Origin of the sequence: Massilia polaris (assembly GCF_012927275.1) — a bacterium.
Classification (GTDB): Bacteria; Pseudomonadota; Gammaproteobacteria; order Burkholderiales; family Burkholderiaceae_D; genus Telluria_A; species Telluria_A polaris.
This window is the reverse complement of sequence record NZ_JABBGG010000006.1, coordinates 269161-287623: the sequence shown is the minus strand read 5'-3', so window position 1 is coordinate 287623 and position 18463 is coordinate 269161. Positions and strand designations below refer to the sequence as shown.

At 64.7% G+C, this 18463-nt stretch carries 16 protein-coding genes; 14 read left to right on the top strand and 2 right to left on the bottom strand.

The window, feature by feature from the left end; translation table 11 throughout:
• Positions 1-88: 88 nt before the first annotated feature.
• From HHL21_RS12885 to HHL21_RS12820, 14 genes are read left to right on the top strand one after another with little or no spacing between them, the layout of a single operon-like run.
• Entirely contained in the window at positions 89-2008 is a 1920-nt protein-coding gene (locus HHL21_RS12885) for a polysaccharide biosynthesis protein (RefSeq protein WP_229496365.1), read from the top strand.
• A gap of 33 nt (positions 2009-2041) precedes the next feature.
• Positions 2042-3370 (top strand): nucleotide sugar dehydrogenase, encoded by a 1329-nt coding sequence (locus tag HHL21_RS12880; RefSeq protein ID WP_169466397.1) that lies wholly within the window; start codon positions 2042-2044, stop codon positions 3368-3370.
• A gap of 29 nt (positions 3371-3399) precedes the next feature.
• The gene (locus HHL21_RS12875) at positions 3400-4461 is read left to right on the top strand and encodes a Gfo/Idh/MocA family protein (RefSeq protein ID WP_169466395.1); all 1062 of its coding nucleotides are present in this window, start codon (positions 3400-3402) and stop codon (positions 4459-4461) included.
• A gap of 2 nt (positions 4462-4463) precedes the next feature.
• On the top strand, positions 4464-5066 hold the full coding sequence (locus tag HHL21_RS12870; RefSeq protein WP_169466393.1) for an acyltransferase: 603 nt from the start codon (positions 4464-4466) through the stop codon (positions 5064-5066).
• A gap of 18 nt (positions 5067-5084) precedes the next feature.
• Positions 5085-6215, top strand: a complete 1131-nt coding sequence (locus HHL21_RS12865) for a DegT/DnrJ/EryC1/StrS family aminotransferase (RefSeq protein WP_169466391.1) — start codon at positions 5085-5087, stop codon at positions 6213-6215.
• On the top strand, positions 6212-7462 hold the full coding sequence (locus tag HHL21_RS12860) for a lipopolysaccharide biosynthesis protein (RefSeq protein WP_169466389.1): 1251 nt from the start codon (positions 6212-6214) through the stop codon (positions 7460-7462). Before HHL21_RS12865 ends, HHL21_RS12860 begins: the two co-directional genes overlap by 4 nt.
• Entirely contained in the window at positions 7459-8688 is a 1230-nt protein-coding gene (locus HHL21_RS12855; RefSeq protein WP_169466388.1) for a hypothetical protein, read from the top strand. Before HHL21_RS12860 ends, HHL21_RS12855 begins: the two co-directional genes overlap by 4 nt.
• The gene (locus tag HHL21_RS12850) at positions 8685-9395 is read left to right on the top strand and encodes a hypothetical protein (RefSeq protein WP_169466386.1); all 711 of its coding nucleotides are present in this window, start codon (positions 8685-8687) and stop codon (positions 9393-9395) included. The genes HHL21_RS12855 and HHL21_RS12850 overlap by 4 nt, the downstream gene beginning before the upstream one ends.
• Complete coding sequence (locus HHL21_RS12845; RefSeq protein ID WP_370659721.1) at positions 9392-10102, top strand: hypothetical protein; 711 nt, start codon at positions 9392-9394, stop codon at positions 10100-10102. The genes HHL21_RS12850 and HHL21_RS12845 overlap by 4 nt, the downstream gene beginning before the upstream one ends.
• Positions 10099-11349, top strand: coding sequence for a glycosyltransferase family 4 protein (locus HHL21_RS12840; protein ID WP_169466384.1), 1251 nt, complete (start codon positions 10099-10101; stop codon positions 11347-11349). Before HHL21_RS12845 ends, HHL21_RS12840 begins: the two co-directional genes overlap by 4 nt.
• 24 nt (positions 11350-11373) lie before the next feature.
• Complete coding sequence (locus HHL21_RS12835) at positions 11374-12558, top strand: DegT/DnrJ/EryC1/StrS family aminotransferase (RefSeq protein WP_169466382.1); 1185 nt, start codon at positions 11374-11376, stop codon at positions 12556-12558.
• Complete coding sequence (locus HHL21_RS12830) at positions 12555-13145, top strand: sugar transferase (protein ID WP_169466380.1); 591 nt, start codon at positions 12555-12557, stop codon at positions 13143-13145. Before HHL21_RS12835 ends, HHL21_RS12830 begins: the two co-directional genes overlap by 4 nt.
• Positions 13146-13159: 14 nt before the next feature.
• Positions 13160-13762, top strand: coding sequence for a membrane-associated phospholipid phosphatase (locus HHL21_RS12825; protein WP_169466379.1), 603 nt, complete (start codon positions 13160-13162; stop codon positions 13760-13762).
• A gap of 31 nt (positions 13763-13793) precedes the next feature.
• Complete coding sequence (locus HHL21_RS12820) at positions 13794-14981, top strand: acyltransferase family protein (protein ID WP_169466377.1); 1188 nt, start codon at positions 13794-13796, stop codon at positions 14979-14981.
• 33 nt (positions 14982-15014) lie between these two features.
• On the opposite strand, the gene HHL21_RS12815 is transcribed toward HHL21_RS12820, so the two are convergent.
• Together HHL21_RS12815 and HHL21_RS12810 are read right to left on the bottom strand one after the other, a co-directional pair.
• Positions 15015-15728 (bottom strand): class I SAM-dependent methyltransferase, encoded by a 714-nt coding sequence (locus HHL21_RS12815; RefSeq protein ID WP_169466374.1) that lies wholly within the window; start codon positions 15726-15728, stop codon positions 15015-15017.
• Positions 15729-15832: 104 nt separating this feature from the next.
• On the bottom strand, positions 15833-18199 hold the full coding sequence (locus HHL21_RS12810) for a right-handed parallel beta-helix repeat-containing protein (RefSeq protein ID WP_169466372.1): 2367 nt from the start codon (positions 18197-18199) through the stop codon (positions 15833-15835).
• Positions 18200-18463: the final 264 nt, after the last annotated feature.

The following is an 18463-nucleotide window of genomic DNA, read 5'->3' as shown; positions in this document are numbered from 1 at the left end:
TTGCCAGTCGCATATTAATAACAGTATATAAACCATGTCGACTTCCCACAGCAGCGTGCTCAGCCAGTTTTGCGTCGACATGATTTCCATGAATCGAAACGCAAAAATCGCGCTGGCGGTAGGCGTCGACCTGCTCGCCCTTCCCTGTTGCTTCCTGATTGCGATGCTGTTGCGGGTTGGCGACGTCACGCTGGCGATGCGCTACGGGATCAGCACCTATGTCGTGGTGGCGCTTGTCACCATCGTGGCGTTTTTGCTGTCCGACCTGTACCGCGCCGTCATCCGCTTCATCGACCAGCGCCTGCTCGCGGCGACCGGCATTGCGCTCGCGTTGGCGGTGCTGTGCGTCTACCTGGTGCTGCTTGCAGTCAACGACGAAGGGTTCCCGCGCAGCGCGCTGGCGATCTACTGGTTCATCGTGTTTTCGTATGTCGTCACCTCGCGCATTAGCGTCCGTAACTTCCTGCGCAACCATATGGGAGTACGGCGCGACAGCGACGCCGTCGCCATCTACGGCGCCGGCGAACCGGGCGCCCAACTGGCGCTCACCATGCGCACCAGCAACGAGTACCGGCCCGTCTGCTTCTTCGACGACAAGCACGTGCTGCACGAGCGCACCATTGCCGGCCTGCGCGTGTTCCATACCGACCGGCTGGTCGAGATGGTCAACTCGCTGTGCATCCGCTCGATCATCATCGCGATTCCCCAGGTCTCCCCTGAACGCCTGCGCAACATCATGCAGCGCATGGCCGAGGCCGGCGTCACGACGAAGATCCTGAGCCGCCTGCTCGACCTTGCCGACGAGGAGAAAACGCCGACCGAAGCGATACGCGAACTCAAGTTCGAGGAGCTGCTTGGGCGCGCGCCGGTGCCGCCCCGGGTCGACCTGTTTGCGCGCTGCGTGCGGACAAGGACGGTGCTGGTGACCGGGGCCGGCGGCTCCATCGGCAGCGAGCTGTGCCGCCAGATCGTCACCCTGTCGCCCAGCTGCCTGCACCTGCTCGACCATTCCGAATTCGCCCTGTACACCATCAAGCAGGAGCTGCAGGCGCGCTTCCCGACCTTGCCGATCGTGGCCCACTTGGGCTCGGTCTGCAACGCGGCGCTGGTCGAACGCATCCTGCAGGAAAACCGCATCGACACCATCTACCACGCGGCTGCCTACAAGCACGTCCCGCTGGTCGAGGCCAATATCGTGGAAGGCCTGCGCAACAACGTGCTGGGCGCGCAGGTGCTGGCCGCCAGCGCCGGACGCCACAAGGTCGAGATCTGCGTGCTGATCTCCAGCGACAAGGCGGTTCGGCCGACCAACATCATGGGCGCCAGCAAGCGCATCGCCGAGCTGATCTTCCAGGCCGCCGCCGTCACCCACGGCCCCGGCACCACCTTCTGCATGGTGCGCTTCGGCAACGTACTGGGCTCGTCCGGGTCGGTCATTCCCCTGTTTCAGCGCCAGATCGCGCATGGCGGGCCGCTCACCGTTACCCATCCGGAAGTCACGCGCTACTTCATGCTCATTTCCGAGGCCGCCCAGCTGGTGATCCAGGCCGGGGCGATGGCCAAGGGCGGCGACGTGTTCGTGCTCGACATGGGCGAGCCGGTCCGCATCGTCGACCTCGCCCGAACCATGATCATGATGTCCGGCCTGACCGAAAAAACCGCCGATTTCCCCGACGGCGATATTGCCATCAAGTTTATCGGCATATTCCCCGGCGAGAAACTCTATGAGGAGTTATTAACCGACGGAAAAGTATTTCCGAGCGAGCACCCGCGAATCATGCGCATGAAGGAAAGCGCGCTGCACCCGGGCGTATTGGATACCTATATCACCTGCCTGATGATGGCTTGCGCTACCAATGACCGCGGCATGATCGAATCAATGGTCAAAGCCATGGTGTCGGATTATACGCCGCAAGCGAATTCGCCTCCCGCATTACCGGTATCCGGCCCGGCCACCACCATTGAAATGGCCGGTTTGGCCAAGAAGATCGTTTCATATCGAATTTAGTTTCTTTTATTAACACAGCGGAGAAACAAGAAAATGCGCGACGCTCATCAACCGGGCCAACTGGCCAAGCTGCTTGGCAAATTCGAGGACCGCAGCGCAGTCATCGCCGTGATCGGGCTCGGCTATGTCGGGCTGCCGCTGTCGCTGCGCTACTCCACGGTCGGCTTCCGGGTGCTCGGTATCGACATCGACGCCGACAAGGTCGGGCGGCTGAACGCGGGCAGCAGCTACATCGAGCACATCGCGCACCAGAAAATCGCCACCGCCCGCGAGCGCGGCTTCGCAGCGACCAGCGACTTTGCGCGGGTGGCCGAGGCCGACGCGCTGATCATCTGCGTGCCGACCCCGCTCAACGTCTACCGCGAACCGGACCTGTCGTTCGTACTTGGCACGGTCAATGCCCTGCTGCCGCACGTGCGCCCCGGCCAGGTGGTGTCGCTGGAAAGCACCACTTACCCCGGCACCACCGAGGAAGAGCTGCGCCCGCGCCTCGAATCGCGCGGCTTTGTCGTCGGCGACGACGTGTTCCTGGTGTTTTCGCCGGAACGCGAAGACCCCGGCAACCCCGACTTCGAAACCCGCACCATCCCCAAGGTATGCGGCGGCTCGACCGAGGCCTGCCTGCAAGCCGGCATGGCGCTGTACGGCCCCGCCATCGACCAGGTGGTGCCGGTCAGTTCGACCCGGGCGGCCGAGCTGACCAAGCTGCTCGAGAACATCCACCGCGCCGTCAACATCGGCCTGGTCAACGAGATGAAAATCATCGCCGACAAGATGGACATCGATATCCACGAGGTGATCCGCGCGGCCGCCACCAAGCCGTTCGGCTTCACGCCCTACTATCCCGGCCCCGGCCTGGGCGGCCATTGCATCCCGATCGACCCGTTCTACCTGACCTGGAAGGCGCGCCAGTACGGGGTGCACACCCGCTTCATCGAGCTGGCCGGCGAGATCAACCGCGACATGCCGCAGTGGGTGATCGGCAAGGTCACCGACGCCCTCAATGAGCGCGGCCGCTCGCTCAAGGGCAGCCGCATCCTGGTGCTGGGCATCGCCTATAAAAAAGACGTCGAGGACATGCGCGAATCGCCCTCGGTCGAACTGATGGAACGGCTGCGCGCGAAAGGTGCGCTGGTCGACTATTCGGATCCGCACGTGCCGCATTTCCCGCGCATGCGCGAACACCGCTTCGACCTGTCCAGCGTGGCGCTGACGCCCGCGGCAATCGCATCCTACGACGTGCTGCTGGTGGCCACCAGCCACAGCGCCTTCGACTACGAGCTGGTGCGCCAGCATGCGCGCCTGATCATCGACACCCGGGGCGTCTACCGCGAGCGCCTGCCCAACGTCGTGAAAGCCTGACCCTCGCGCCTCACACAAAGGGAAACACCATGCGCTACTTTCCGCCCGCGGTGCTCGACCGCCGCATCCGCTTCGCCCTGGTCGGCTGCGGCCGCATCGCCGCCAACCATTTCGCCGCCATCGACAAGCACAGCGAACGCTGCGAACTGGTCGGGGTGGCCGACGTCGACCAGCGCTGCGCCGCGGAAGCCGCGCGCACTACCGGCGCCCGTCCCTACGCCAGCCTGGCCGAGATGCTGGCCAAGTGCGACGCCGACGCCGTCATCGTCGCCACGCCGTCCGGGCTGCACCCGGAACAGGCGATCGAGATCGCGCGCGCCGGACGCCACGTGATCACCGAGAAGCCGATGGCCACGCGCTGGGACGACGGCAAGCGCATGGTCAGCGCCTGCGACGCGGCCGGCGTGCGCATGTTCGTCGTCAAGCAGAACCGCCGCAACGCCACCTTGCAGCTGCTCAAGCGCGCGGTCGAAAAAAAGCGCTTCGGCCGCATCTACATGGTCAACCTGAACGTGTTCTGGACCCGGCCCGATTCCTACTACAGCAGCGCCAAGTGGCGCGGCACCTGGGAGTTCGACGGCGGCGCCTTCATGAACCAGGCCAGCCATTATGTCGACCTGCTCGACTGGATCGTCGGCCCGATCGAAAGCCTGCAAGCGTACACGGCCACGCTGGCGCGCGACATCGAAGTCGAGGACACCGGCGTCATCAGCCTGCGCTGGCGCAACGGCGCGCTGGGATCGATGAACGTGACGATGCTGACCTGGCCGCGCAACCTGGAAGGCTCGATCACCATCCTCGGCGAAAAAGGCACGGTACGCATCGGCGGCGTGGCGGTCAACGAAGTGCAGGAATGGCGTTTCGCCGAGCCCGACGCGGACGACGAGATGGTGCGCGAAGCCAGCTACGAAACCACCTCGGTGTACGGCTACGGCCATCCGCTGTACTACGACAACGTGATCAAGGTGCTGCGCGGCGAAGCGGAGCCCGAAACCGACGGCCGCGAGGGACTCAAGTCGCTCGAAGTGCTGGTGGCCGCCTACATGTCGGCGCGCGACGGCCGCCGCGTCGCCCTGCCGCTGGAGTACTGACGATGGACGCGGAGATCCATTCAAGCGCGTTCGTCGACGCCGGCGCCACGCTCGGCGACGGCACCCGCGTCTGGCATTTCGCCCACGTGTGCGCCGGCGCGCACATCGGCGCGGGCTGCTCGCTTGGCCAGAATGTTTTCGTCGCCAACGACGTGCGCATCGGCAACCGGGTCAAGATCCAGAACAACGTCTCCGTATATGACGCCGTCACGCTCGAAGACGAGGTGTTCTGCGGCCCCAGCATGGTGTTCACCAACGTCTACAACCCGCGCGCGGGCGTCACGCGCAAGGACGAATACCGGCCCACGCTGGTGCGGCGCGGCGCCACCCTGGGCGCCAACGCCACCATCGTGTGCGGCGTGACGATCGGCGAATACGCGTTCATCGCAGCCGGCGCCGTCGTCAACCGCGACGTGCCGGCGTTCGCGCTGATGGCGGGCGTGCCGGCGCGCCGCATCGGCTGGATGAGCCGGCATGGCGAACGCCTCGCGCTGCCGCCCAGCGGGCGCGCCGAAGCAGCCTGCCCGCACAGCGGCGACAGGTACAGGCTCGATGGCGCCCGCTGCGTGCTGATGGCGCCGCCCGCCTTCCCGATCCCTCCCTGACATCAACCGGACACAATTATGGAATTCATCGACCTCAAAGCCCAGTACCAGGCCATGCGCGAGGGTATCGACGCGCGCATCCATGCCGTGCTCGAGCACGGCCAGTACATCATGGGCCCGGAAGTGGCCGAGCTCGAACAGCGGCTGGCGGCCTACACCGGCGCGCGCCACTGCATCACCGTGTCGTCCGGCACCGAAGCGCTGCTGATCTCGCTGATGGCGCTGGGTGTGCGGGCGGGCGACGAGGTGATCACCACGCCGTTTTCCTTCATCGCCACGGCCGAGGCCATCGTGCGGCTGGGCGCGCGCCCGGTGTTCGCCGATATCGATCAAGCCACCTGCAACATCGACCCCGGCCTGGTCGAAGCGAAGATCACCCAGCGCACCCGCGCCATCATGCCGGTGTCGCTGTACGGCCAGCCGGCCGACATGGACGAACTCAATGGCATCGCGGCGCGCCATGGCCTGGCCGTGATCGAAGACGCGGCCCAGAGTTTCGGCGCGACTTACCGCGGCAAGAAAAGCTGCAACCTGTCGACCATCGGCTGCACCAGCTTCTTTCCCAGCAAGCCGCTCGGCTGCTATGGCGACGGCGGCGCCATCTTCACCAGCGACGACGAGCTGGCCACGGCGATGCGCGAGATCCGCGTGCACGGCCAGTCGCGCCGCTATGTGCACCCCCGGGTCGGCGTGGGCGGACGCATGGACACGCTGCAATGCGCGGTGCTGCTGGCCAAGTTCGAGCGCTTCGAGTGGGAGCTCGGCCAGCGCGCCAGGGTGGCCGCGCGCTACGACGCGCTGTTCTCGGGCCGGCTCGGCAAGGTCGGTCGCACCCGCGACCGCAGCAGCGTGTTCGCCCAGTACACCGTGGTGCTCGATGAGCGCGACCGCCTTCAGGCCGTGCTGCACGGCGCCGGCATCCCGACCGCGGTGCACTACCCGGTCCCGATGCACATGCAGCCCGCCTACGCGCACTACGCCAGCCCGGACGCCTGTCCGGTCGCGCTCGACATGGCGGGCAAGGTCATGAGCCTGCCGATGGGGCCCTACCTCGAGCCGGCCGCCGCAACCCAGGTCGCCGCCACCTTGCTGGCGGCGCTGGGCGAGCGGATGCCGTCGCGCGCCGACCTGCTGGCCGCGGCCAAATGAACCTGGCGCTGCCGACCTTCTGGAAGCACGTCCTCACCGTGCTGTCCGGGGCGCTCGGCGCGCAGGCGCTGCCGCTGTTGATGGCGCCGCTGATCACACGCATGTGCACGCCGGCGCAGCTGGGCGCCTTCAGCGTGTGGTTCGGCATCGTCGCAGTGGTGGCGATCGGCGCGACCCTGCGCCTGGAAGCGGCGATGGTGCTCGACCACGCCGGACAGCACCAGCGCACCTGTTTCCGCGTCGTGGCCTGGTCGGCGACGGTGATCGCAATCGGCGTTACAGTAACGGCGATCGGCGGGCGCGCGCTCGACCTGCCGTTCCTGCGCCAGCTGTCGTGGCTGGCCATCCTCACGATCGGCCTTGGCGCCTGGCTGACGGCCACCATGCAGACCACCCTCGCCTACGCCACCTCGCATAACGCGTTCGGCAATGCCGCGCGCGCCAAGGTCTGGGGCGCCAGCACCATCGCGCTCGGCCAGGTCGGCCTGCTGTACTGCGGCGCCGGCGGCGCGGCGCTGATTACCGGACACTTGCTCGGCCTGTGCGCCGGACTGGTGGCGGCGCACCTGCTGCTGTCGCCGCCGTCCGCGGCCACCGGCTGGCGCCTCGACGGCGAGCAGCGCCGCTACCTGCGCCGGCACGAGAAATTCTGGCGCTTCTCGCTGCCATCGAACCTGCTCAACGTGGCGGTCGGGCAGTTGCCCCTGTTCCTGATCGGCTTTCGCCACGGCGCGGTGGCGGCCGGCCTGTTCGCGCTGACCCAGCGCGTGCTGGCGGCCCCGGTTGCGCTGCTGGCGTCGTCCGTGCTGGAAGTATTCAAGCGCCAATCGGCGCACGATTTCCAGACGCTGGGCAACTGCGCGCAGGCCTATCGCTACACCTTCAAGGCGCTGCTGCTGCTCGCGCTGGGTCCGTCGGTGGCGCTGTTCCTGTTCTCGCCGTCGCTGTTCGCCTGGGTCTTCGGCGAGCCGTGGCGCGCCGCCGGCGAGCTGGCGCGCATCCTGGCGCCCCTGTACTTCCTGAACTTCATCGCCAGCCCGTTGAGCTACGTGTTTTTTGTCACGGGCAAGCAGAAAGCCGACCTGGTGTGGCAAGTAGCGCTGTTCGCGATGACGGCCGGCGTGTTCCTGCTGCCCATGTCGCTGCACGATAGCGTGCTGTGGTATGCGATCGGCTACTCGCTGCTCTACCTGGTGTACCTGCACATGTCCTACCAGTGCGCGCGGAACCGGCTGGAGGCGGCTTGAACCACGCCGGCGCGATACGCGGGCCAAGGGGCGAACAGGCGGTTGCCGTCTTCGCCTTCTTCCTGCTGTTCCCCGGCTTTTTCTTTTATCACACCCTGCTCGGCCTCGGCCTCATGGGCGCCTTCCTCGGCGGCTTCTTCGCCCCGACCTCGCTGCTGGTGGTGCTGCCGCTGATTTACATGTACCTGATGCGCATCCGGCGCGAGCCGAACCGGCTGGCCAGGCCAGACATCGCCTTCGGCATCTTCCTCGCGTATTTCTCGATTATCGTGGTGGCGAACGGCGCGCTGGGCGGCAAGATGGTCCACGTCGCCCATCACATCCTCGGCATCCTGTTCCTGCTGAACGTGTTCTTGATCTTCAAGGCCATCGACTACAGCGGCGCGCAGTTCCGCCGCGTCGGGCTGCTGAGCCTGTTGGGCATGTCGGCGATCGTATTTACCTACTCGATCGACGGCGTGTTCTACCTCGGCGCGCTCGGCATCGCCAGGGACGCCGACAGCCTCGCGACCTACCAGGGATTCTCGCGCTCCTACCTGTTCACCTTCGTCCCGATCGTCGCCTTCACCCGGTCGCCGTGGCTGCGGCTGATTCTGTACTGCATCGGCGCGCCGACCCTGTTCTTTAATACGGCGCGCAGCGAATTCATCGCCTTGCTGTTCATGATTCCCATTGCCGAGTTTTATCATTCGAAAAATAAACTGATCGTCGCGTTCGTGTTGGCTGCGCTCTTAATTACGGTAAAGATTTACCTCGACGACATTCTCGCCGTGTTGCCGAATAACCGGATCCTGGAGCTGCTTGACCTGTCACAATCGACCTCCGCCAATAAGCGGCATCATTTGACGGCATATGCCATCCTGACGATTAACGGCCATCCGTTTCTTGGCGATTTTGGCAGTTATCCGCCGGGACTGTATTCGCATAACGTATTGTCCGCGTGGGTGGACCTGGGATTTGCCGGCATTACCTACCTGATGGCGATGATCATCTGTCCCGCCATCGTGATGTTTATCCAGGAATATTTTACCAGTCGAAATCATTACCAGTTCCTGCTGCCATTTTCATTGGCGTGCATGACCGTGCTGCTATTGCTGACATCACATTTTTTCACCGACATGCTGATTGGCGCAACGCTGGGGTGCTATTCGACCTACTGGTACGGGCGCAAGCACGCGAAGCATCGCCTTCTGGTCCACGAACGAAACCCGGCGCTTGAATCATGACATTATCGGAAATTGCGAACGAAGTCTCCCGGCTTATCAGCGCAGGCGCGCAACTCCACCGGATGCCGCGCGCCCACCTCCAATTCCACCTTCGATTGCACCGGGAACATATCCAAGCGACCCACCGAATATTTACCCAGCCGCATCCGCGTTATCGCCTGATCAAAAACAAAACCGTGGGAATTGCACTAATTGATTTACGCAGGTTCAAAACCGCGGAAGATTATCTCGATACAGTGAAGAAGAAAGATTTCGCCGCTTATCACGCACACAAGGCAAAAATTCGCGGGTACCGGGTCCATCATATCGACCGTAATTTTTTTATCGACGACATATACGACATTCATACCTCCGCCGAAACACGCCAGGGCCGCCCGATGGACGATGCCTACCGCATAAAGGAAACATCGTTCCAGAATTATCCGCACTTCGGCTATTTCGGCATCCTGGACAAGCGTGAAAAACTGGTCGGTTATTGCACGATGGCCACCCTTGGCAACTTCGCCGCCACAGAGAGGGTGATCGGCCACAAAAACGGCGACGGTTTCATGTACCTACTTCTGACGGAGATCATATGCAGCCTGATCGAGGAAAAGACAGTCAGCTTCCTGATGTACGACACTTACCTGGGCGCGCAACCGGGACTGCGCAATTTCAAGCGCAAGCTGGGCTTCAGCCCCTATCTCGTCCGCTATTCGGTGGCGTGAACCCGCTGAGCAGCCTGCGCAAATGCTGCTCGACGCTGGCACAGATCATCCGGCTGCCGGTGGCGCCGCTGCGCTTCAACGCGACGCTGGAACCGGCCACGGTGCCGACCGTCTATGCGCAGTTCACCAAACGCCACCCGCGCTACAAACTGATCCGCAGTAAAACGCTGGGCGCGGCCCTGATCGACGTTGGCGCGCTGGACACGCGCAAGAAGTATTTGGACGGCATCAAAGGCAAGAACAACGGCGCCTACCATGCGGCGCGGGCGCGCAAGCGCGGCTACGTATGCAAGGAAATCGACCGCAACGCCTACGTCGACGACATCCACGACATCAACATGTCGGAGGACTCGCGCCAGGGGCGGCCGATGGACAAGGCCTACACCGAGAAGCGCGAGCGTTTCGACGTGCTGGGGAACTTCCGCTATTACGGGGTGCTCAACCCGGCAGGCAGGCTGGTGGCGTACGCGACCTTCGGCATGTACGGCAACTTCGGCGCGTTTTCGCAGCTGATGGGACACCGCAACAACGACGGCATCATGCACCTGCTGATCGTCGATGTGGTGTGCCGCCAGATCGACGAGGGCGAGCTGCAGTACATCATGTACGACACCTACTTCGGCGCCCAGCCCGGCCTGCGGCAGTTCAAAACCATCCTCGGCTTCAAGCCCTACCGCGCGAAGTACAGCCTCCAATCGCCGCCATGAACATCCTGCTCATCAACCACTACGCGGGTTCGCTGCAGCACGGGATGGAATACCGCCCCTACTACCTGGCGCGCGAATGGGTGCGGCTCGGCCACCGGGTACGCATCGTGGCCTCCTCGCGTTCGCATATCCGTGCACAGGCGCCCCAGATGCGCGGCGCGACGCGGCTGGACGAGACGATCGACGGCATCGAATACACCTGGTTCGACACCCCGGCCTACGCTGGCAACGGCAGCGCGCGGGCGCTGAACATGGCCACCTTCATTGTCCGGCTGCTGCGCGATGCGCGCCAGCTTTCGCTGTCCTTCCGGCCCGACGTCGTGATCGCCTCGAGCACCTACCCGCTCGACATCTGGCCGGCGCGCCGCATCGCCCGGCTGGCGCGTGCGCGCCTGGCGTTCGAGGTGCATGACCTGTGGCCGCTCTCTCCCATGGAACTGGGCAACTACTTGCGCTGGCACCCATTCATCATGCTGCTGCAGGCAGCTGAAAATTACGCCTGCCGCCACGCCGACGCCGTGGTGTCGATCCTGCCCAAGGTGCGCGACCACCTCGAGGAACACGGCATGGCGCGCCACAAGCTGCACATCGTGCCGAACGGCGCCGATCCCGCAGAATGGCTGGCCGAGCCGCCCGAACTGCAGGGCGATGCAGCCGCCACCCTTGCCGACCTGCGCGCGCGCGGCAAATTTATCGTCGGCTATGCAGGCACCCACGGCATGGCCAATTCGCTCGGCACCCTGCTTGGTGCGGCCGCGCAGCTGGCAGGCGAACGCGCCGCCTTCGTGCTGGTCGGCGGCGGCCCGGACAAGCAGCGGCTGCAGGCGCAGGCGCGCGACATGGGCCTGTCCAACGTGTACTTCTTCGACCCGGTCGCCAAGCAGCAGGTTCCCGCGCTGCTGCAGTGTTTTGACGTGGCTTACATCGGCTGGCCGCGCCAGCCCCTGTACCGTTTCGGCATTTCGCCCAACAAGCTGATCGACTACATGATGGCGGCGCGTCCGATCCTGCATTCGGTCGACGCCGGCAACGACCCGGTCGCCGACGCCGGCTGCGGCCTGACGGTGGCGCCGGAAGATCCGTGCGCGGTTGCGCGCGGGGTGCTGAACCTGATGTCGATGCCGGCCGCCGAGCGCACCGCCCTCGGACAGCGCGGAAAAATCTACGCGCTGCGCAACCTGAGCTATCCGGTGCTCGGCGAGCGCTTCCTCAACATTCTCGCGGACTTGCGCCCCTCCACATCCTGACCTTGCCCGACTGAGGTAGCGACCATGGCTGAACATACTCCGAACGACAGCGCCGTCGAGGCGCCCTTCCTCCCCTTCGCCCTGCCTGATATCGGCGAGGAGGAAATCAGCGAGGTGGTCGAATGCCTGCGCTCCGGCTGGGTGACCACCGGCCCCAAGACGCACCAGTTCGAGCAGGAATTCGGCGCCTACCTGGGCGGCGGCGTCGAGGCGATCTCGGTCAACTCCGCCACCGCCGGCCTGCACCTGGCGCTGGAGGCGCTCGGGATCGGGCCGGGCGATGAAGTCATCGTTCCCACCCTGACCTTCACCGCGACCGCCGAAGTGGTGCGCTACCTGGACGCGCAACCGGTGTTCGTCGACGCCGATGCGTGCACGCTATGCCTCGACCCGGCCGCCGTGGAAGCGGCCATCACACCGCGCACCCGCGCCATCGTGCCGGTGCACTACGCCGGGCTGGCCTGCGACATGGACGCGATCCTCGCGCTGGCCGCGCGCCACGGCCTGCGCGTGGTGGAGGACGCGGCGCACGCCTTCCCGACCCTGTACAAGGGCCGGCTGGTCGGCACGCTGGACAGCGACATCACCGTGTTCAGCTTCTATGCCAACAAGACCATGACCACCGGCGAAGGCGGCATGGTGGTCACGCGCGACGCCGCGCTGGCCAAACGGGTGCGCCTGATGCGCATCCACGGCATCAGCCAGGATGCCTTCGCCCGCTACACCTCGCGCACGCCGGCCTGGTTCTATGAAGTGGTCGCGGCCGGCTTCAAGTACAACCTGACCGACATCGCCTCCGCCATCGGCCTCGGCCAGCTGCGCAAGATCGACCGCTTCCTGGCGCGCCGCCAGCAGCTCGCTGCTAACTACACCAGCGCGCTGGCCGGGCTGCCCTTGCGACTGCCGCCCGACGCCCCGGCCGGCAGCAGCCACGCCTGGCACCTGTACGTGGTGCGCCTGACCGACGGCGCCCACATCGGCCGCGATGAGCTGATCGGCGAACTGTCGGCGCGCGGCATCGGCACCAGCGTGCACTTCATCCCGCTGCACCGCCAGCCCTATTGGCGCGACACCTGCGGCCTGGCGCCGCTGCAGTTCCCGGTGGCCGAAGCGAGCTTCCACGCGATGTTGAGCTTGCCGCTATACACCAAGATGAGCGACGCCGACCAGGCCCGGGTCATTGGCGCGGTGCGCGAGCTGGTGTCATGAGCAAGCGCGCGTTCGACCTTGCCGCGTCACTGTGCGGCTTGCTGCTGCTGGCGCCGCTGCTGGGTGCGATCGCGTTGTGGATCCGGCTCGATTCCCCGGGCCCGGTATTCTTCCGCCAGGTGCGGATCGGCCGCAACGGTGTGCCCTTCAGCATTTTCAAGTTCCGCACCATGACGGCCCGGCCGGCCGGGGGCGCGCAGCTGACAGTCGGGACGGATGCCCGCATTACCCGCGCCGGCCGGTTCCTGCGCCACTACAAGCTCGACGAACTGGCGCAGCTGGTCAACGTCGTGCAAGGATCGATGAGCCTGGTGGGACCGCGGCCCGAAGTGCCGCGCTACGTGGCCTGCTACCCGCCCGACGTCGCCCGCATCGTGCTGTCGGTCGCGCCCGGCATCACCGACTGGGCCTCTATCCACTACAAGGATGAAAATGCGATCCTCGGCTACGCCGCCGATCCGGAGCAAGCCTACATCGACACCATCCTGCCGGTGAAGCTTGAATACTACGTACGCTATGTCGAGCAGCGCAGCTTCTGGACCGACCTGCGCATCATTTTGCGCACCCTCAGCGCGATCGCGCGCTAGCCATGGATCCGTGGATGACACTGGTGCGCCTCGGCGACCTCGACCTGACCTTGCCGCTGGCGGCGGCGGCGTTCGGCTGGCTCGCCGCCGCGCGCGCCTGGCGCACCGCGCTGTGGTGGGGCTTGCTGTTCGGCGGCGGGGTGATGCTGGTGGGCTTCAGCAAGATCGCCTTCATGGCGTGGGGTTCCGGCCTGCCCGCGCTCGGATTCAAGTCGGTCAGCGGCCACGCTACCGGGGTCACCGCGGTGTTCCCGACCGTGCTTTACCTGCTGTTCCATGGCGGCGGTCCGGCGTTGCGCCGCGCCGGCGTCGCCGCCGGGCTTGGACTGGGGCTGCTGGTCGGCGCGCTGCTGGTCGACTACGGTTTCCATAGCGCCACCGAAGCGGTCGCCGGATGCGTGCTGGGAGCGGCGATCAGCCTGGCGTGGATCCGGTTGGCCGGACCCGCAGCGCTGGCGCCTTCGCCGGCCATGCTGTGCTGGTTCGCGCTGGCATTCCTGGCCGGCGCCTGGCTGATGACCTTCGCCCATATCGGCTGGTGGATGATCCGGCTCGCCACCCTGTTATCGGGCAACGCGCGGCCCTATCCACTTGGCGGCGCCGACACCTGCTGTTGACCTTCGCTTTCAAAAAACAGGAGTAAACACCATGGCTTCCACCGCCACGCCGGGCATCCGGCTTCTCACCGAGCCCGAGCTGGGGGAAGATTCATGCCAGTCGCTGCTCATCTCGCTGCTGCGCGGGCTTGCCGCGCTGCAGGTCGCCGCCGCCCACCTGCGCGCCGAGTTCTTTCCCGGCCTGCGTTCGATGGCCGACCCGCCCCTGGTCTACCAGGGCCTGGCCTTCGCTACCGGATTCGCCCACCAGGCGGTCGTCGTGTTCTTCCTGATCAGCGGCTGGCTGGTCGGCGGCAGCCTGCTCGGCAAGATGGGGCGTCCGCAGGCACTGCAGGCCTATGCGATCGACCGCGTGTCGCGGCTGTGGACCGTGCTGGTCCCGACCTTTTCCTTAATGCTGCTGTTTGGCGTGTTTGCCGGTGAGCTCATTCCCAACACCATACACTACTCGCCATCGAACAGCTATTCGCTGCTGTCCTTCGCAGGCAACCTGTTCGGCCTGCAGACCGTCACGATGGTCCAGTTCGGCGGCAACTATCCGCTCTGGAGCCTGGCGAACGAAACCTGGTACTACCTGATGTTCCCGCTAATGCTGGTCCTGATGACGGGCCCGACCCAGTCGCGGCGCGCGATTGCGATGCTGTCGCTGGTGGCCATCGCCCTGTTCCTGCCGTATGCGATGACCTTGTATTTCCTGATCTGGCTGCTGGGGGCGCTGTTCTCGCGCGTACGCGTCGATTGCAGCAACGCGGTGCGCTGGCTGATGCTGGCGGTGTTCGGCGCGGTGGCGGTGTATTTCCGCCTGACCGGCTACAACGACGACATGACGGGCGCATCGTTCGTGCAGGACCTCGTGTACAGCATCTTGTTCCTGATGTTCCTGTGCAGCATGCACATGAAGGCCGACCCGGCGTCGCGTCCGCTGGCGCGCCTGCGCGCGGGCGCGAAATTTTTCGCCGAGTTTTCGTTCACCCTGTATGTGTTCCATGTGCCGCTGATCAAGCTGATGCAGCATGTCGGGCTGAAGGTGTCGGGCGGATACCGTCTGTCGCCGTCCAGCTGGATCGACTACGGCATTTACTTCTCCTTGCTGGCCGCGCTGCTGGTGCTTTGCTACGGGTCCTACCTGCTGTTCGAGTCGCACACGCCGAAGGTGCGCCGCCGGCTCAAGGAGTTGCTGCTGTCGCCCCAGCCAGTGCCTGCGGCGACCATACGCTGACGGAGAAACCGTGCCGCCGAAATAGCGGCACGGTTAAGGCTTTTGCGCCATGTAGATGAAGTGCGAGCGCAGCGGCGGAACGAAGGTGGCCAGCAGGTCGCTGGCCAGGCGCGGCGCGCGCGACAGCCGGCGCGCGACAGGCGGCGCCAGCAGCAGGGTCTGGTAGCGGGAAGCGCTGGCCGCGGGCCAGTAGTCGCGGACCTGGGGCCGGCTAACCCTTCGCACGTTCCGATTGGACGGGTTGTTGTAGCGGAAGTCGAAAACCATGCACCACGCGCCGGACTTGAGCACCCGCCACATGTCGGCGGCCAGCTGCCGGCGCATCTGCTCGTCAAGGATCGACGAAAACACGGTGTTGGCGACGGCGAGGTCGAGGCAGCCGTCGTCCAGGATGTCGAGGTCGCCAAGATGCCAGCGCACGTCGCGCGCGGTGGCGGTGCGCGCCTGCACCAGGCGGTCTTCCTGGTACTCGGTGCCGATGAGGTTGGCGGGGTGCGCGCCCCAGCTGATCAGCTGGCGCAGGAATCCGCCGCTGCCGCAGCCGACATCGGCAATGCGCAGGCGCGCCAGGTCGTGCCCCACGGTGGTGGCCAGCAGGGCGCCGGCGACGCGGCAGCGCGCCGCCTCCTGCTCCATGACCTCAGGCCGGTGCCAGGCGTAGGGAGCCAGTTCCTTGCCGCCGTGCCACTCCTGGTAGACCGCGCGGATGCGGGCCTTTTCGTCGAAGTCTGTATGCGGGGAGTCCATGCACTCCATCGTAAGCAGGATGGCGTGGATCCGTTTGATAATTGTTGAAAGGCGCGAAAAGACCGCCGCCACATCCTGCGGCGGCGGCCCCGGGGCAACAGCGCTTAGTGCTGGTAGGCGCCGATGTCGTAACCTGTGCTTGCGTTACGTGCATAGCCATCAAAGTCATACGGCAGCACGTAGCTCGAATTCACCGCCTTGCCGATCGCGGGCGAGCCGCTGCTCAGGTGGAAGTCGTTGGCCGTGCTGGTGCGGGAGTAGCTGGCGAACTGGGGCACTGCCGCCACGGTACCGCTGTGGGTCAGGCCGTTCTTCAGCGTCCAGTTGTACGTGTTCTGGACCACCAGGTTGTTGCGGTAGGTGTTCTTCAAACCCGTCTTGCCCTGCTCCGAGATGCCGTACTTGTTGTCGTACACGATGTTGTTGTGCACGTGCACGTTATCCGCGCCCGCCGTCGTGAAGTAGTAGTCGCCGCCGCCGACGATGATGCCGGTACCCGACGTCGTCACCGTATTGTTGGTGATGATGACGTTGTTGGCGTCGTGCCACAGGTGGATTGCCGCTTCCGCCACACGGTAGACCACGTTGTTCTTCACGGTCCCCGAGGTGCTGATGTAGATGCCCTGTACAAAGTGGCAGCCGGCAGGTCCGATGTCATGGACCAGGTTGCCGATGACGTCCGACTTGATGCCCTTGTAGTAGCTGTCGACGCCAATCGCCGAGCCGCCGCCGCTGGTGCAAGCGATCGTGTTGGCGATGTGGTGCACGTAGTTATTGCGGATCATGTCGTAGGAACCGCCGTTGTAGATGCCGTAGGCCCACTTGGTGCCGCTCTGGATCTTGCGGCCATCGACTTCAAAGCCGATGATGTCGATGTAGCTGCCGCGGTTGTCCCACGCCACGTTGTTCGACGAGCTCGCCGGCGGAACGATCTTGGCGCCCCACTTCGTTGTCGAGACGAAGTAGATGCGGCCAGTCGCGGTGCCGCTGACGCTGGTGCGGAAGCCGCCCGAGTAGTTACCTGGCGCCACGTGGACCGTGGTGCTCGGCTTGGCTACCTGTGCCGCGCGGGTAATCGTCTTGAACGGCGAGGCCTTGGTGCCCGGGTTGCTGTCCGAGCCGGTCGGCGACACGTAGTAGTTATACGTCGTTGCCGGGATCGGCTGGGGAACCGGCGTTGGCGTTGGTTCCGGCGTCGGCGTCGGAGTCGGCTCCGGCGTTGGCTCCGGAGTAGGCGTTGGTGCAGGTGCTGGCGCAGCGCCGGCATGCTGGAAGGCGCCGATATCAAGGCCGGTGGTAGTCGAACGCACGGTGCCTTCGATGTCGGTCGGTGGCGATGCGGCCGGCAGCGCCGCGCCGACTGCTGGCGAGGTCGACGCTGGATGGTAGTCGCCGCCGCCGGTGCGGATGTAGTTGACGAACTGCGGCTCGGCGTTGACGGTGCCCAATGCTTGCAGGCCGTTGTTCAACATGATGTTATAACCGCGGTTCTTGTACACCAGGTTGAATACGTAGCTGTTATGGGTGCCGGTCGAGCCGACTTCCTGGATGCCGTAGCTGGCGTTGTCGTAGATGATGTTGTTGGCGACGCGGGTATGGTCGTTCGGCGCGCTGCCGAGGTAGCCGCCGTTGCCGCTGACAACCACGCCGATGCCGGAATTGAACACCGTGTTGTTGGCGACCAGGTTGTTGGTCGCGTCATGCCACAAGCGAATGCCGGCATTGCTGACGTTGTACACCACGTTGTTGACGACCTTGCTCTTCGCCGAGTTGATATAGATGCCGAGGTAGTTGGCGCAACCGGATGGGCCGACATCGTGGACCACGTTGCCGATGACGTCGTTGGCGATGCCCTGGTAATAGCTGTCCGCACCAATGCCGCCGCCGCTGCTCGCGCACGGCACATTTTTCGCGATGTGGTGCACGTAGTTGCCGCGCACTGCCGAATACGAGCCGGCCGTGTAGATGCCGTTCAGCCACTGCGTGCCGGCCTGGGCCTTGGCGCCATCGACCTCGAAGCCTTCGATGTCGACATAGCTGCCGCGGTTATCCCAGGCGCGCGTGCTGCTGGACGAAGCAGGCGGCACGATCTTCGCGCCGTAGCGGGTTTGCGAAACGTAGCGAATGCGTGCTTCCGCGGCGCCGCTGACGCTGGTCTGAAAACCGCCGGCGTACACGCCCGGCGCCACGCGGATCGTCACGCCCGGTGTTGCCGCGCGCGATGCCCGCAAAATGGTTTGGAACGGCGCCGACTGCGTACCCGCGTTGGTATCTGAGCCGCTTGGTGAAACATAGAGATCAGCTGGTGCCGCGACGCCGCTAGTGGTGATGGCCGCGAACTGCGGCGCCTGGACCGGGGCCGGGGTGCTGCCCGAATCGGCACCGCCGCAGGCCGCCAGCAACAGCGGCAAGCTGCTGCAAAGCATGGTGCGTACACGATTTTCGGACGCAAAACTGACAAGTGTGTTCATCAAAATTCCTCGCTTTAACAGAGTGATTGAGCAAGGTTTGACGTGTGGAACTTGATTCAGTTCAACGTTTTTGAAAATAAATTTCCTTGTAGTATCAGATGATTAAACACAATTTCACTAGCGAAATTGACCGATAGATCACGGGTGTGGATGTTCAGTTACTGATCGTGCCGTGCATCGAACACGGTATGGGCGGGTTGGTGACTGGCCAGGCTTTTCCGCCCTACCTTTGCGCAACGTTGCTGGCGGGGTATACCGCCTCGC

Coding starts and splice junctions, on each gene's coding strand:
- HHL21_RS12870 (WP_169466393.1), top strand. CDS start 4,464: ATGGACGCGGAGATCCATTCAAGCGCGTTCGTCGACGCCGGCGCCACG.
- HHL21_RS12865 (WP_169466391.1), top strand. CDS start 5,085: ATGGAATTCATCGACCTCAAAGCCCAGTACCAGGCCATGCGCGAGGGT.
- HHL21_RS12830 (WP_169466380.1), top strand. CDS start 12,555: ATGAGCAAGCGCGCGTTCGACCTTGCCGCGTCACTGTGCGGCTTGCTG.
- HHL21_RS12835 (WP_169466382.1), top strand. CDS start 11,374: ATGGCTGAACATACTCCGAACGACAGCGCCGTCGAGGCGCCCTTCCTC.
- HHL21_RS12810 (WP_169466372.1), bottom strand. CDS start 18,199: ATGAACACACTTGTCAGTTTTGCGTCCGAAAATCGTGTACGCACCATG.
- HHL21_RS12840 (WP_169466384.1), top strand. CDS start 10,099: ATGAACATCCTGCTCATCAACCACTACGCGGGTTCGCTGCAGCACGGG.
- HHL21_RS12850 (WP_169466386.1), top strand. CDS start 8,685: ATGACATTATCGGAAATTGCGAACGAAGTCTCCCGGCTTATCAGCGCA.
- HHL21_RS12860 (WP_169466389.1), top strand. CDS start 6,212: ATGAACCTGGCGCTGCCGACCTTCTGGAAGCACGTCCTCACCGTGCTG.
- HHL21_RS12880 (WP_169466397.1), top strand. CDS start 2,042: ATGCGCGACGCTCATCAACCGGGCCAACTGGCCAAGCTGCTTGGCAAA.
- HHL21_RS12875 (WP_169466395.1), top strand. CDS start 3,400: ATGCGCTACTTTCCGCCCGCGGTGCTCGACCGCCGCATCCGCTTCGCC.
- HHL21_RS12825 (WP_169466379.1), top strand. CDS start 13,160: ATGACACTGGTGCGCCTCGGCGACCTCGACCTGACCTTGCCGCTGGCG.
- HHL21_RS12820 (WP_169466377.1), top strand. CDS start 13,794: ATGGCTTCCACCGCCACGCCGGGCATCCGGCTTCTCACCGAGCCCGAG.
- HHL21_RS12885 (WP_229496365.1), top strand. CDS start 89: ATGAATCGAAACGCAAAAATCGCGCTGGCGGTAGGCGTCGACCTGCTC.
- HHL21_RS12815 (WP_169466374.1), bottom strand. CDS start 15,728: ATGGACTCCCCGCATACAGACTTCGACGAAAAGGCCCGCATCCGCGCG.